This is a genomic window from Planococcus sp. 1R117A, from assembly GCF_051417975.1.
GTDB classification, from domain to species: domain Bacteria; phylum Bacillota; class Bacilli; order Bacillales_A; family Planococcaceae; genus Planococcus; species Planococcus shenhongbingii.
The window spans coordinates 170797-185225 of sequence record NZ_JBPRLO010000002.1; the positions used below are offsets into that span (position 1 = coordinate 170797).

Annotated in this window: 17 protein-coding genes; 13 read left to right on the top strand and 4 right to left on the bottom strand. The window is 40.1% G+C overall.

Features of this window, described 5'->3' with window-relative positions:
• Positions 1-110: 110 nt before the first annotated feature.
• From ACSFXN_RS06255 to ACSFXN_RS06280, 6 genes are all read left to right on the top strand, one after another.
• A complete protein-coding gene (locus tag ACSFXN_RS06255) occupies positions 111-758 on the top strand; it encodes a DsbA family oxidoreductase (RefSeq protein ID WP_437149328.1) in 648 nt (215 codons plus the stop codon).
• 26 nt (positions 759-784) lie between these two features.
• On the top strand, positions 785-1111 hold the full coding sequence (locus ACSFXN_RS06260) for an IDEAL domain-containing protein (protein WP_300989180.1): 327 nt from the start codon (positions 785-787) through the stop codon (positions 1109-1111).
• A 432-nt stretch (positions 1112-1543) separates the two neighbouring features.
• Complete coding sequence (locus ACSFXN_RS06265) at positions 1544-2152, top strand: CPBP family intramembrane glutamic endopeptidase (protein ID WP_437149329.1); 609 nt, start codon at positions 1544-1546, stop codon at positions 2150-2152.
• 756 nt (positions 2153-2908) lie between these two features.
• Positions 2909-3319, top strand: coding sequence for a hypothetical protein (locus tag ACSFXN_RS06270; protein ID WP_437149330.1), 411 nt, complete (start codon positions 2909-2911; stop codon positions 3317-3319).
• Between the two features lie 83 nt (positions 3320-3402).
• Positions 3403-3765, top strand: coding sequence for a hypothetical protein (locus tag ACSFXN_RS06275; protein ID WP_437149331.1), 363 nt, complete (start codon positions 3403-3405; stop codon positions 3763-3765).
• Between the two features lie 203 nt (positions 3766-3968).
• Positions 3969-4124, top strand: coding sequence for a hypothetical protein (locus ACSFXN_RS06280; protein ID WP_437149332.1), 156 nt, complete (start codon positions 3969-3971; stop codon positions 4122-4124).
• Positions 4125-4433: 309 nt separating this feature from the next.
• Here ACSFXN_RS06280 and yyaC read toward each other — a convergent pair whose 3' ends face one another.
• On the bottom strand, positions 4434-5030 hold the full coding sequence (yyaC, locus tag ACSFXN_RS06285) for a spore protease YyaC (protein ID WP_437149333.1): 597 nt from the start codon (positions 5028-5030) through the stop codon (positions 4434-4436).
• Positions 5031-5253: 223 nt separating this feature from the next.
• Here yyaC and ACSFXN_RS06290 point away from each other — a divergent pair, with 223 nt between their 5' ends.
• On the top strand, positions 5254-5757 hold the full coding sequence (locus tag ACSFXN_RS06290) for a GNAT family N-acetyltransferase (RefSeq protein WP_437149334.1): 504 nt from the start codon (positions 5254-5256) through the stop codon (positions 5755-5757).
• A gap of 44 nt (positions 5758-5801) precedes the next feature.
• Here the strand turns inward: ACSFXN_RS06290 and ACSFXN_RS06295 are convergent, their stop codons facing one another.
• On the bottom strand, positions 5802-6392 hold the full coding sequence (locus ACSFXN_RS06295; protein WP_437149335.1) for a CHRD domain-containing protein: 591 nt from the start codon (positions 6390-6392) through the stop codon (positions 5802-5804).
• Between the two features lie 176 nt (positions 6393-6568).
• Between ACSFXN_RS06295 and ACSFXN_RS06300 the strand changes: the two genes are divergently transcribed.
• Positions 6569-7285: a class D sortase gene (locus ACSFXN_RS06300; RefSeq protein ID WP_437149336.1), complete on the top strand. Its 717-nt coding sequence runs from the start codon at positions 6569-6571 to the stop codon at positions 7283-7285.
• A gap of 112 nt (positions 7286-7397) precedes the next feature.
• Here the strand turns inward: ACSFXN_RS06300 and ACSFXN_RS06305 are convergent, their stop codons facing one another.
• Positions 7398-8147: an SGNH/GDSL hydrolase family protein gene (locus tag ACSFXN_RS06305; protein ID WP_437149337.1), complete on the bottom strand. Its 750-nt coding sequence runs from the start codon at positions 8145-8147 to the stop codon at positions 7398-7400.
• Positions 8148-8513: 366 nt separating this feature from the next.
• Here ACSFXN_RS06305 and ACSFXN_RS06310 point away from each other — a divergent pair, with 366 nt between their 5' ends.
• The 5 genes from ACSFXN_RS06310 (at position 8514) to ACSFXN_RS06330 (ending at position 13201) form a co-directional block, all read left to right on the top strand.
• Entirely contained in the window at positions 8514-9497 is a 984-nt protein-coding gene (locus ACSFXN_RS06310; protein ID WP_437149338.1) for a ketoacyl-ACP synthase III, read from the top strand.
• 247 nt (positions 9498-9744) lie between these two features.
• A complete protein-coding gene (locus tag ACSFXN_RS06315) occupies positions 9745-9867 on the top strand; it encodes a hypothetical protein (protein WP_300989170.1) in 123 nt (40 codons plus the stop codon).
• Between the two features lie 226 nt (positions 9868-10093).
• Positions 10094-10771, top strand: a complete 678-nt coding sequence (locus tag ACSFXN_RS06320; RefSeq protein ID WP_301857355.1) for a response regulator transcription factor — start codon at positions 10094-10096, stop codon at positions 10769-10771.
• Positions 10758-12173: a sensor histidine kinase gene (locus ACSFXN_RS06325; RefSeq protein ID WP_437149339.1), complete on the top strand. Its 1416-nt coding sequence runs from the start codon at positions 10758-10760 to the stop codon at positions 12171-12173. Before ACSFXN_RS06320 ends, ACSFXN_RS06325 begins: the two co-directional genes overlap by 14 nt.
• A gap of 404 nt (positions 12174-12577) precedes the next feature.
• On the top strand, positions 12578-13201 hold the full coding sequence (locus ACSFXN_RS06330) for a flavodoxin family protein (RefSeq protein ID WP_437149340.1): 624 nt from the start codon (positions 12578-12580) through the stop codon (positions 13199-13201).
• A 170-nt stretch (positions 13202-13371) separates the two neighbouring features.
• Here the strand turns inward: ACSFXN_RS06330 and ACSFXN_RS06335 are convergent, their stop codons facing one another.
• Positions 13372-14235, bottom strand: a complete 864-nt coding sequence (locus tag ACSFXN_RS06335) for a metallophosphoesterase family protein (protein WP_437149341.1) — start codon at positions 14233-14235, stop codon at positions 13372-13374.
• Positions 14236-14429: the final 194 nt, after the last annotated feature.

The window sequence follows — 14429 nt, forward strand, 5'->3', positions numbered from 1 at the left end:
TTTCTCTGGTTTATGCAAATGATGATTCAGTTTAAATACATTGTTTTAAAGTTACTATAATATAGTTTTTGTTTTAATAAACTTCTGAAAAATGAAAGGTGGTTTCCAATATGGCTTTAAAAGTCAAAGTGTATTCAGACTATGTGTGCCCATTTTGTTTCTTGGCAGAACAACCGTTAGCGGAAGCCATTAAAAATAAAGACATCGAAGTAGAATGGATGCCGTTCGAGTTGCGGCCTGCACCCAATCCTACTCTGCGCCCTGAAGACGACTATCTGCAAACAACTTGGGCACATTCTGTATTTCCTATGGCAGAAAATATGGGAATCGATATCGTCTTGCCCGATGTGTCACCGCAGCCGCATACCCATTTGGCGTTTGAAGGCTATCAGTATGCTAAGGAAAATGGGAAAGCTGCCGCATATAATGAGCGTTTGTTAAAAGCCTTTTTCCAAGAGGGACTGGATATCGGGGATAGTGTGATATTGACGAAGCTTGCAGGAGAAGTTGGATTGGATGAACAACAGTACCGTGAAGCTTTGGAATTTCGGAAATACAAAGAAGCACATCAACTAGCTTTAAAGCAAGCTGAAGAAGCGGGAATTACTGCTGTACCTACATTTGTAATTGGCGAGACGGCAGTTTCCGGCATCCAGTCGAAGGAAAATATTGAGAAAATCATCGAAGACGAACTGGGAAAGCAAAAACCAAAAGTCCTTTTTGAAGGAATGGCTTGCGGACCCGGCGGATTCTGTTGAAATATAATGAAAGAAGGTGTAAACCTATGATAAATGACAATAAAACGATTTTAAAAATTAGTGACTGGGTGAAAGGCGTAACCCGCAATGATGAGTTGATCATCGGTTTCATCGATTCCATGAATATCATCCAGGAAGCCGTATACGTCGTAGTAGCTGAAAGCGATAATGAAGAACTGATTGGAAAAACGATTCCTTTGCCGATCAAACAAGTTGAAAGCATTCCATCAGCAAAATCCAAAGACGCCGGGCAGCTGGAATTTCTTATTGATCTGGCGCTGTCAACAGGTGATAAAGAATGGTTCAACGAGCTTTCTGCGGAGTTGAACTCGAAGAAGCAATCTGTGAACTAAGCAGTTGGAAAACACATATTTTAAACAATATATCCTGAAGCAGCATCTTCATTCGCAAGGTTTAATAACCTAAGACGGCGAATCGAAGATGCTTTTTTAATGCTTTTGGAATCAGCTGCATAGATTATTTCAAAATTAATGCAAGCTTAAGTTGAGGGAATGAAACGAATTATTCGGAAAAGTGAATCTTTTTAAAGTGTTAATCCGTATGAAGTGTGTAGGAAATTTGAAGGAGGGAGTAGTATACATAATTTATTTATTCAAAACGCCTTGTGTTTGTTATTATTTGCTTTCCTAATTATTTCACTTCAATTTGAAAATTACTTTCTTGTAGCCATGTGGCTGTTTTTTTCCTTTGTCTTATTTTACAGAAATGAAAAGTCCTTAAAATCTTTCTTTTTCATACAATTGGCTTTTGGAGCAGGCTTCTATTTGTATTTGTTCGCAAATTCTCAATGGATTGATCAAATCCAGCCCAAAGAGTGGCAGCTGTTTTTAAATCGAGCATCTTTACTTTGCGTTTTTGTGCCGCTGCTTGGATTGGCTTTTTTCTCTGATGCTCGACTTATCAAATATTGGAGAAAACCAATGTGGAATGAATTCATCTACTTTCCTTTTATCTGGACGGGGTTTCATCGCGTAAAAGTGAGCACTTTCCTTATGATTGCATTAACTATTAATTTCGCCCTATTTATGCCTTTGGCATTTCTGAACGGCTGGTCTTATATCCGGGAAGTTATGTGGCTGGCTGTTATCTTTTCACTAACGAACGCGTTTTTAGAAGAAATGATCTGGAGAGGTGTGTTGTTGAGCCGCTTTTCAGAGCTATTTGGTGATCGTTGGGCAGTCCTGTTGACGAGTGTGGGATTCGGCCTACAACATTATTCGCTTGGTTTTTCTTGGGCTATATGCCTTGCTTTTTCGATAGGAGGGATATTCTTCGGAGGCGTTACCATCAAATCAAAAAGCATCGGGCCTTCAATTCTTTGGCATATGCTGCTAAATATGCTTATGTTTTTAAGTGGAATCATTTTCTTATAGATTTAACTTAAAAACAGTACAACAGAATTTGGATTTTTTTCCTCACGTTTACTATACAAATATTAGTAATTCTTTCATTTAGGGGCTTTTTAAAAACAAAATTCGACATTAAGAATTTATAAAATATAGCTTATCGTTGAAAATATAAAGCTGATTTTTTAAAAAAACACGCATGTTTTATTATCTTAATAAAATTCCAATAAAATTGTTTACTTATCATGCTATAGCGGAAAGTAATTGAAAAACAACACCAACAAGAAAGCGGGGAGGCTGACATTGCAGTCTTCTCCGCTTTTTTTTTAAGGTTCAACGGGAGCAACAAATTATTTATGAACTCTATTCAGTTAATAGTTTCATAGTAAATACCCGTTGTTTTCATAAATATGCAGTACCGTGCAACTATTTACATTAATAAATTGTCCATAATTTTTTTGTTGGTTGGTGAAACTTCTATTGAAGAAGCGGAACTCAAAAGGAATCGAAACATTTTTTAGAAATATATTTTCGACAATTGAAGAAGATATATAAGAAAAACGTTTTTGATTTCAGAATTAAAAGAATATTCTATAACCCTTTACATATTTTATGGCATATTATAGGCTTAAGGTATCGAAAAACAAAGTTTTAGTGATACGGAAACAAGAGTTATGGGCAAAAAGTATAAATTTTTGTCATTTGTGTCTAATAATAAATTATTGAATTTTCTAAATAATTGTCTTTTGGAACGTATGGATTATTCAACAAGGGGTGGAAGGAATGGTTGAAGTGGTAGATACTGATTCACAAGTATTCATTATAGAAAAAGTAAGCAAGTTGCTGGATATAGAAGTTGAGAGAGATTCGGAAATCTGTCATTTCAAAAAAAAGAGAACGGCCGAAGCACAGAAAAACTCCAATGTGTATGTAAGCTGGGCTTTAGATCTGAAGGTCTCCATTCGTTCACTCGAAAATGATGGACAAGCTGTAAATGAGGCAGAAATTTTTCTTCTGCCTGAGGAACTGCCAACTTTTACATCGGCTCTTATCCAGCATTCCATTTTGTTTCCGACAAATTTTTCACAGCAACTTTCAATGGAGCGTGGAATGTATTGCATCCGCTTAAAGTCACAGGAATCTCCGATAAATTTTGCAGAACGCCTTGTCGGAGCGCTTAAATCTCTTGCATAAACACCTTTGCTAAAGAAAGAAAAAGGAAATGGCCTTATTATTTTTGAGAATCCAGATTGAAAAGTGTAAAGGGGAGCATTTGAATGGCACAAATACAGCATATACCTCAAAAGTCTGTTGGCTATTATTTTCTTAAATCAAAAGATGTACATATTGAAAATGGTTCATCTTTTATAACATTCTTCGCGCGTCTGACACGGGAAATCCTTCATGAAAAAGAAGGAGAGAAACAAACAGAGGTACAGACCGTATGGGTCAAAATAGATGAAGTACAGTTGGAACAAGCCTCTGAAAAAGTGAAAGCAATGCCGAACTGCATGCAGCGGTATGAACTCACGCAAAATGTCTTCTATAATTTATATCAATTGTCCAAGCACTGTCCGAAAGAACTTTTTTTCGTGACACCATTTCACAGCAAATCCCAAAGGGAAAATTTCATCACCTGACATCATTTCACGCATTAGCTAAAGTAGGAACTAACGGATTCTATTTAAAGCTATAATTTTTTAGCTGAAATAGAATTCGAAATAATAGCATTTTTCGAAATATATTACTTTTCAAGCTGACAGTAAGGATTGTAGGAAATGAAATAACTGCCATGGATTAGAGAAGAATTACAAGCGGAACCATACCAAGGAGGATGAATTATATGAATGTTGTGATCAGAGAAGAAAAAAGAGTGAATGGCCAAACTACATCTTATTTGCAAATGTATCAGGAATTTATCAAAGGCTATAAGCAGTACAAAGAGGAAAGAGCAAATCAATATACTAAAGCTGCCAAGGCTGAAAGCGATGAAAAATGAAGAATATTTAAGTAAGCTTAAAACCGAAAAATTCTACTCTTATAGCCACTTGGATAAGGCCAGAGCTTCTTCACCGGATACTAGATCCGCCAATTTGCGGTTCAGCAGGAAAGTGGCGGAAAGCGGATCGGAGAAAGCCTGGTATGAAAGCTTGGTGAATATTGAAAAGTATTTGAGCGACAAGAAATAACCAGCGAGAGCTTAGAAAAAATCACGGATATTAGGCAACTTAAAACATAGACAAAAGGTGAAGAATTTGCTGATGACCAGCTTATTCTTCACCTTTTTCTTTTTTTGTTATTCAGGTTTTCAATTTTGGAGCTCTTCTATTTTTATTTGATGATTAGCGTCCACTATCATTTTTACAGTGGCCTTAGCTAAGTTCATCACAGTATCTAATCTGGTGCTATTTAAAGAATGGTGGGGGAATTGAGCATCCAGATAGTTTACCACTGCCGTCAAATGGTAATCACCGATGTCATGAAGCCCTTTGTTTAACGCTTTGCCCGGTTTGAATGGCCCTTCTTTTAAGTAAATAGAGCCAATTTGATGGTAATCACCGAGGCCGGCATCGATTCCGATAACGATTGAATTTTTATGATTTCTTTTTATGCCTTTTAATACTTTCTGCAGATTTAAGGCATGGACAGGCTCTGATAAAGTTCCATAGACAGGATACGGAATGAGGCTTTCTTTAAGCATGGTCCCGACCAAAGGGCCATAGGAATCTCCTGTAGAACGATCTGAACCAATGCATAAAAAAAGGACATCATTAGAGGCTTGAGCAATTATTTTCTTCAGTTCAAAAGTAAGTTTTGCACTTTCTTCTTCCAAATCCTCTAATTTGCTGCGGTGAATCACCTTTTCTTCTTTCTTCAGCATTTTTTTTCCTCTAATATGGTACATCTTTTATCCCCCCAACCCTGCAATAGATGATTTGAATAGTATTTATGCAAACTTTTTTCTTCTATAATAGAGGAGCTATACCAATCATACAAGTGGAAAAGCCAAAGCTGCCCAAAAGCGAAATTAAAATATAGAAAAATCAAGATGCAAATTAATATTGAAGAAAGCAGTAGAGTTTGTCAGATATGTAATAATTGGAATATAAAAGCAAGGAGGACTCAATTTGAATTTGCGGGCAGAGGCAATGAATAGAACACTAGCTGAAGAGGTACTGAACTGGAAATACACAGCACCTTATGATTTTTATAACAATGATTTAACTGATGAAGAAATCTCTGAACTTCTTAATGGGACATATTTTGCATTGCTCAATGAAGTTAAAGAATTAGCGGGGTTTTTCTGTGTGGGAACGAGCGCTCAAGTCCCAATGGGGCACCGGTATAATGTTTACGGAGAGTCTTTCGTCGATATGGGGCTGGGAATGAATCCAAAGCTAGTCGGCAAAGGACAAGGAACGGCTTTCGGTTCGTTCGTCCTTAATTATATAGAAGAAAGTCATCCAGGGCTTCCCGTCCGGCTGACTGTCGCTTCATTTAATAAACGGGCAATTCATCTTTATGAAAAACTGGGCTTTGTTAGGAAAAGTAGGTTTAGTACTGATCGTGTTGAATTTATTACGATGATAAAAAATGAGGAGAATAGGAAAAAAGCTGAACTTGTATCATAGATGATGGCAATAGCTGTCTGGAAGTTCAGCTCCTGATAGAAAAACTAAGCTGCTTTTTTACTGCGCCGGCTAATAAGCATAAATCCACCTGTCACCGCTACCAGCAGGCCGAGCATTGTATAAAGAGGTCCGTTTGAGGCCGTGGTCGGCATTTCGTCACCGCCAGCCATTACAACTTGGCCGCGAATTTCCCCTTCAGGATACTGTTCTGTATGAAGGTTCACGTAGATATCGCCTGCTACAAGTGCTTCAGTAAATTGATCCCAACTCATGTCTCCGGCTAAGTCGGCTTCAGTCAGTGTGCCGCTTGCCACTTCTCCGTTATAATCCATTGGCTCTGCATTCTCAAATAGAAGCAATTCGACGGGCCCGTTTTCACCAGGAGGAGCACTATGGAAATGACCTGCTAATGTATTCTCCAAGTTCTGGGCATTTACCGTATACTCTAAGGACGAACCATCTTCGCTAAATTCAATTTGGGCGTCTCCAGATGCATTGCTTTCCACTTCCATGGGTTCCTGATCTGGGGTCATTTCCGCCATGAACTCCTGGCCTTCATGAGCTGCAAAAACCGACCCTGCAAATCCTGCGACTGCCAACACTGCGGTCAACGGCAAAACCATTCTTTTCTTCATATACCAATCTCCTCTATTGCATATTTCGCCATTCGACGATACTATAATTTATAACACATTTATCTCAAAAAAGTGAAAATTCTGATAAAATGAATATTTTATCCTAAGGTAAAGTATTTTACTTCCTTCTTATACAAACTGATAATTTTTTATATTGCATTTTAGGAGGAGAGGCAGTGAGGAAGAAACTTGCATTGATACTCATTTTAACAGGACTGATCTTTGCTGGGTGGAACGGGTTTTCATGGGTGAATGAGAGTTCTTCCGGCAAAGAAGCTATTGGCAAAAATGATATTGTCAAAGCGGATAAAACCACAAATCTGGAAGAAGTAAAATCAGTTGTTGAGCAGGATAAAATAGAAGAAGTTCCAAGCGAAAAAAACGGAGACTTTCTTGAGAAAGAAGCACTCATTTATTCAAATCAAACAAAGCCGGAAGAAAGAATTGAAAAACCAAAATCACGCAATTATGAAGAGTATGATCGAGGGGCAAAAATCGGATGGCTTTTTATACCTTCGATCGATATGAAATACCCGTTATATTGGGGAACAGATGATGAGACTTTGACACAAGGAGTAGGCTATCATGCGGGAGCATTCACAACGCCTCCAGATGGGCTCGGTCACACCGTTCTGTCTGGACACCGGGATACGGTTTTTCGTGAACTTGGTGAATTAAAAGAAGGAGCCAAGATGTATGTGCAGTTTGAAGGTGTCCAGTATGAGTACGAGATAAAGAAGACCTGGATTACAGATGCCGAGGACCGAACAGTAATCGTCAATAAAGAGGAGCCAACTCTGACACTCACTACTTGTTATCCATTCCGGTTCATAGGAGCTGCGCCTGATCGCTATATTATTGAAGCGCCTTTAATCAGCAAGACGGATATGTAAGGTTTAAGGCTGAAAGTGATACCTTTCAATCCAATAAAAGACATTTAAAAAGATAAGCAGCAAACAGAAAAGCAGCAGACCCTTTCAATATAAGGCCTGCTGCTTTTTTCATTTAATTGTTCACGTAATTTGCATTAAGCGCTTGCAACCCGATTTCTGCCAGGACTTCCTGGCCTGCAGCAGTCGGATGAATATCCCCCGGCAAGACATATTGCGCTTGGTTATCGCCAAAGGCGCTATAGGCATCAGCCAATACGACGCCGCTATAAGTATTCGCGATACCTGCGAAAGCAGCGTTAATCTGTGGCAAGAATTGATCTGCAATTTGATGCAGCGGGTTATTCAATTGGAACGGATTGTAAATGTTGTACAGGACGATGGGAGCATCGGTCAATGACCGTATTTCTCCAATAGTGTTAGCGACATTGGCAAATACATCACTGTTCGCCAGCTTTTGTGCAAGCAATTGCTGGAATAGCTGCGGATTCCCGCCACTCTCGGCATTTGCTGTTCTTAAAATGTCCAGGAAATCGTTGTTTCCGATGGTAATTGTTACATAATCAGCGTGGCTGACAGCTTGGCGGAACTTTTGATTTGTTTCCAGGGCTGTGAGCAAATCCTGACTCTGCCATCTTGGTACTCCCAGATTGCGTACCCGCAAATCGGCTTCGTCGGCTAATAAAGACGGGAAAGCGATTTTGGCAGGGTTGTTGTTCTTTTGGCTAAGGTTAAAGCCAAAAGGTATAGAATCACCTAAAGCGACGAGCGATTCTTTGCCTTGATCCGATTTTGCAAAAGCGGAAGGCGTTCCAAGCGATAAGGCAATCAACACGGCAATAAAAATCTTGAATAGTTTATTCATGTAGCATCTCCCTTCTTTTTCTGAGTTTAGTATAAAACATAATTTCTGAATTGTCTGTAAAATTTAAATGATGATGGAAAAGATGGAAATTTATTAGTTGAATAATGAGGTATGAAGATACCATAATAACCTCAATTCTGAGACTGTAAATATAAGCTTTTTTGGAACCCTTATTTTTATCGGTTCACATTAAAAGTACTATCAGCTTTTAACTGTTCTGATACTTGGATTCCATAGCTAGGTTTCTCTATTACCGTTACGGCAATTAATGTATATACGAAAAACCGCATTGTACAATGATATTAGTACCTAATACTAATAGTTGATGGTAGAATAGAGCGAGGACATCAAGAAGGGGCGAAATACATGATTACTTCAAAAGCAAGAATTACAGCTATCGGATCTTACGTACCGGAGAAGAGGCTGACGAATCACCACCTGGAAGAATTAGTGGAAACAAATGATGAATGGATTGTCCAACGGACTGGAATAAAAGAACGCCGGATTGCAGCAGATAATGAATTCACAAGCGACATCAGCTTTAAAGCTGTTGAAAATTTAATGGAACGCTACCAGAAATCCCTAGATGATGTGGATATGATCATTGTCTGTACGATGACTCCTGATTTTAAAACGCCGAGCGTCTCTGCGCTTGTACAGGCAAAACTTGGCATAAAAAATACAGGTGCCATTGATTTGAATGCAGCTTGTTCCGGATTTGCGTATGGTTTGCATATGGCGAACGGCTTGATTACTTCGGGCTTAAACCGAAAAATCCTGGTGATTGGCGCTGAAACGTTTTCCAAAATCCTCGATTACAGCGACCGCTCGACTTGCATTTTGTTTGGAGACGGCGGCGGTGCCGTGCTTGTCGAATTCGATGAAGAAAAGCCAAGCTTTATTGCTTCGCATATGGGGACGGACGGGGAATTGGCAAAAAATCTTTATTGTACGGATCTTTCCAATCAAATGTTTGGCAACGAATTGGCGGTAAATGGATTTGTTACTCAAAATGGGCGGGAAGTCTATAAATGGGCAGTCAATACGGTGCCCAAAGGCATGAAAGCATTGATGGAAAAAGCCGGTTTTACCAATGAGCAAGTGGATTGGTTTGTTCCGCATAGTGCCAACTTACGCATCATTGAATCGATCTGCAACAGAAACGGCCTTCCACTTGACCGGACGATTTATAGCCTTGAGTATTACGGGAATACTTCTGCAGCTTCGATTCCGTTGTCATTGGATAAAGGAGTGCGTGAAGGCAACATCAAAGCCGATGACAAACTTCTCTTATATGGATTTGGCGGCGGTTTGACTCATGCAGGGATGATTATCAACTGGACGATTTAAAAGATGGAAAGACGTATAGAAAAAGTGGAATTAATAACTTTATTAGCGGAAAGTCTTCTTCGATTTTGAAGAAGGCTTTTTTATTTCGTAAGGAAACCGTTGGATTTTCACTTAATTTTCATCTAAGCCTTTTAAAGTGATGGTATGGAAAAGAAATCAAATTGATAAAGAGGCGAATAAAAAATGAAGCTCCCGATTGAGCGGCAAGCACAATTACTGAATCATTGAAAAACGAACTGGCATCAAATTGCTCGGAATAGTGCTGGAGTATGCGACAGGGGGAGATTTTAATGCCTATTCGATAGCGAAGTTTGACAACGGCTATACCGAAAATTCAACGTGGAATCTGGCGGAAGCGCTTGGCAGTTGAGGCCACGTGCTAGGCCGGTTCAACATCATGTTATACAATCTAAACATAAGGTAACTCAAAAACAAGTTATACCGGATACTTATGCGGTATTGCTTGTTTTAATTTAGAGCAAAATATGTAAAGTGCCCAAAAAATATCGATTGAGAAGAAAAATTTAATCTAATCTTAACCTTCATGTGGTGTATTGGAATTAGAAATAATAACGCCGTTGGGAAGGGTGTTTGCTGTGAAGATTTTATTGGCGGAAGATGATGAAATGCTCGGTGAATTAATCGTTCATTTATTGAAGAAAAAAGGAGCCAAAACGGTCGACTGGGTGACTGAAGGGGAAGATGCTTATGACTATGCCGCTGCATCGTTTTACGATGTTATCCTACTCGACTGGATGATGCCGAATGGAGATGGCATCTTTATCTGTAAAAAACTTAGGCAGAGCGGATATGGCGGAGCGATATTAATGCTCACTGCCAAAGACGCATTGATGGATCGTGTAGAGGGCCTTGATGCCGGAGCGGATGATTATTTGGCAAAGCCTTTTGAAATTGAAGAACTGTGGGCACGGCTGCGGGCTCTGGCCAGGCGCACATATTCTCCGCTGCAGGAGGAAGTCGTAGAAGTGAACGGATTAAATATAAATCGTACTGCACATTCTGTCAGCCGCGGGGATCATCAAATCAATCTGACACCCAGGGAGTTTCAGCTTTTGGATATGCTTGTCCAAAACCGGGGAACTGTACTGACAAGGGAATTGATTTTTGACCGCATTTGGGGATTCGATACGGAAGTGTCGATGAAAACCATCGATGCGACGGTTAAATTGCTGCGCAAGAAAATCGACGGTGAGGAAAGCGGCAGTTTGATCGAAACGATTAGGGGAGTAGGTTATAAAGTTGAAAAAACCTAAACTGCTTAGAAAGAGCGAAAAGGATGTCTTTGCCCAGACACGGAACCGCCTGACGCTTTTTTACAGCACCATTCTCACTTTATTCCTCGCTGCTTTTGTGGCATTGGCGCTGTTCGTATTTTACATCGTCGTTACCAATGATCAGGACCAGACGCTTCGCATTCTGTCTGACCGGGAAGTCAATATGGCGGAACGTGCGCTTGATGGTAGCGGTGGAGCGTGGAGAGAGCAGGAGCGCCGTGCGTTAACCGGAAATCAGGTCTTTTATTACATTACTGATGTTAACGGAGAGTTGATCATCAATAATGATGACCATGAAGAGTTGCGAGAATTATACTTAGATGTTATTGATGGATGGATGACAGACAATATTGAAGTCAAACGAGTGGAAATCGGCATTCCGGAAAACGATCCATTCCTGGAGGACTTTTCTGAAATGGATTTGGAAGTGATGGTGCTTGCACGGCCGGTCATTCATAATGGAGAACGGATCGCCATGATGTACATGGCAATCGATAATACATTTTACAGCAGCATGATCAAGTGGGTTGTTCTGATTTTTGTGTCCATTGCACTCGTGTTTGCTGTTGTTGGTGTTGCATTGAGCCGTTGGATGTCTAAACGGGCGCTCGAACCGGCTAAAGAAGCGTATAATTTGCAGAAAGAGTTTGTATCGAACGCCTCGCACGAATTGAGGACTCCTCTCAGCGTTATTTTATCAGCAGTGGAAGCACTTGGAATGGAGGTGGATAAATCCAATCCGTTTAAAGAGAAAATGCTGGGCACTTTAAAGCATGAGGTCAAACGGATGTCGGGTTTGATCACAGAGTTGCTGGCACTAGCCAGGTCTGATTCCGAACAAGCTGCAACACAGTTAAAAAAAGAGCGTTTCGATATACGCCCGGCAGCAGAGCAAATGATTGAATCATTCAGCGAATACGTATCTCAAAAAGAAATCTGCTTAAAACTGGTTGCACCGGAGCAGCTGGAAGTGTCCGGGGATCGCGATAAGCTTATCCAGCTGATGTATATATTGACGGATAACGCTATTAAATACACTCCGGCTGGAGGCCGCGTGGAAATTGCTCTTGAACAGCATAATAACAAAAAGCAATGTGAATTCGTCCTGTCTGTGTCAGACTCAGGAATCGGAATCTCTCCGGAAGACCAGAAACGGATTTTTGACCGCTTTTTCCGGGCCGATAAAATGCGTTCCCGCAAAGAAGGCGGTTATGGGCTTGGCTTATCTATCGCGAAGTCCATAACGACGGCACATAATGGAGAAATCACAGTTGAAAGCAATACTGGAGAAGGTTCTGTTTTTAGAGCAAGGATTCCTTTCATAGCGGAAGCTTCAAAAACCATGCATCCTTCAGGAAAAGCTTTGAACCAGATCTTATAGAATTTCCTGATTTTGAAGAAGAGTCACTGAATCATTATTTCGATTGCATTCTGGACTTTTCATCTTGAGCCGGGAAGTGAAGATGAAGCGAAGCTGGTTTATTGGCTGTTCTGCGGTATGCTGGGCATAGAGTTGCTTTTGACTTGAAAAGAAAAATGCCGCTGTTGGAGTCGAGGACTCCAGCAGCGGCATTTTGTGTTTGAATACTTGTTATGTAAGATTAACTTGCTGAAGTAGCGTATTCACCCTTTACCAATGCGTATTTCAATTTTAACTGTAATTATTTCAGATGAGATGAAAAAATGAACTATTGCAGAGCAGTTTAATTAACAGTGGACAGGGAAGAAGTAATCATGTAGGGATTCTCTGAATAAGTGGCTTACTTAAAGAAAGGAAATGAAAATATGCAGCAATTGAAGGCGTTATTTTTAAACTGTTCATTAAAAAGCTCGAATGAAGTTTCCAACACTGAAGGGTTAATTAAAGATGTACAAGTACATTATAAACAGCTAGGCGTGGAATCCGAAATAGTTCGGTTGGCAGACTACCACATTGCTTTTGGCGTGCAGGAAGATATGGGCAGTGAAGATCAGTGGCCAGCGATTTTGGAAAAAGTGAAAGCTGCCGATATTTTAATCATCGGAACACCGCTTTGGCTTGGTGAAAAGAGTTCACTTGCTACGCTCGCTATTGAACGGCTGTACGGCAGCAGCAGTGTCACTAATGATAAAGGACAGGCTGTTTTTTATAATAAAGTTGGAGGAGCGTTGGTGACCGGCAATGAAGACGGCGCTAAACACGCATCAGCTTCCTTGTTATATGGCCTGTCGCACATTGGTTATTTAATTCCGCCGAATGTCGATGCTTATTGGGTGGGAGAAGCAGGGCCAGGAGCTTCTTATATTGAAGCAGGAAGGGATAATGATTTTACAAAAGCAGCAGTAGAACGGTTAGCCTACAACACTTATCATTTAGCTGGATTGCTTAAAAACAACCCTATTCCAGCTGAAGGAAATACATTAGAGTAACGGCGAAGCAAGGTATCCGGCATTTTATTAATAGGAGCAGAGTCAAAATCTTTCCAAATAATCTACAAAGTCTCCGGAAATGTCTGTATTATTGATCCAGCGACAAGAACCGCGTGCCCTGTTTTACTAGAGCACGCGGTTCTTTTTTATATAAATTTCAGGTTAAAGAACTACAATTTAACTTTTTCTTGAGGAGGGACTTCAGCGGGAACCGGCACTGGGATCATATACTTGAAATAAGCCGCTTTTTCGACTGTTTCTTGTTTTAATGTAAAATGCTTTATAGCATTTCCTATTGCTTCTGCATGCTTCCGAAGTTTAGCGTCATCGATTGTCACTGAGTCTATGGAGATGAAAGAATCGGTAACTTCAATAATCCGGACTGCTTGGTCATCAAGTGCTGCTGACAATTGAAGAAAAGTCCATTGCTCTCGGGCGGCGAGGGAATTGCAGTGATTATGGCCGTTCACGTAAAGCCCGGCACCTTGTTTTTTGCTCAGAATGTCCCACATTGGAATATCGGGATGGATGCAGCGCTTTTCTTTTTCTGAGTTTTTGGTAGTGGAGAAGACGGGATGGTGGGCAAACAGGATGAGTGGCAGTTCCTCTGATTCCTTGACAATGGAATCCAGCCAATATTGTTGTACACCGTCCATCGTTCCGCCCCAATCTTCGTAATCCTGTTCCCGTGCTGTATCGAGAAAAGCTAAAACCACTGAGTCGGTGGAAACTGTATGGAAATGCTGTTGCTTGGTTGTGGAAAGGACTGCTTCACGTGTCATGGCGTAGAGATCATGATTTCCTAAAACATGTTTGAAAGGTTTGTTATGCTTTCGAATGATTGCATAAACTTCCTCTAATTCATCTCTGCGACCAAAATTCGTCAAATCACCAATGGATACATACAAATCTGCCGGGATTGAGAAAAAACGTTCCAAAAACGTTTCGTAAAAACTTTGGCGGTCCTCTTCAATATAAGCACAACCATCTTTCAATGTCGGATAATGCAAGTCACCAATCACAGCAATTTTCATCTTCTTCTTCATCCCCTTCTGTTTTCTGATAATTCAAGTATCTCATCAAATTGTTTAGCTGCATTTAAGGAATTGTAAAGATTTGTTAAGTTGATCAGAAAAATTTTGGACGTTGCTGAAATTCAACTAAAGGTTCACTTAAGAAATATAGACTTTAACAATGGCTGAAGGGGTATGGTAATTAGAAAAAGACT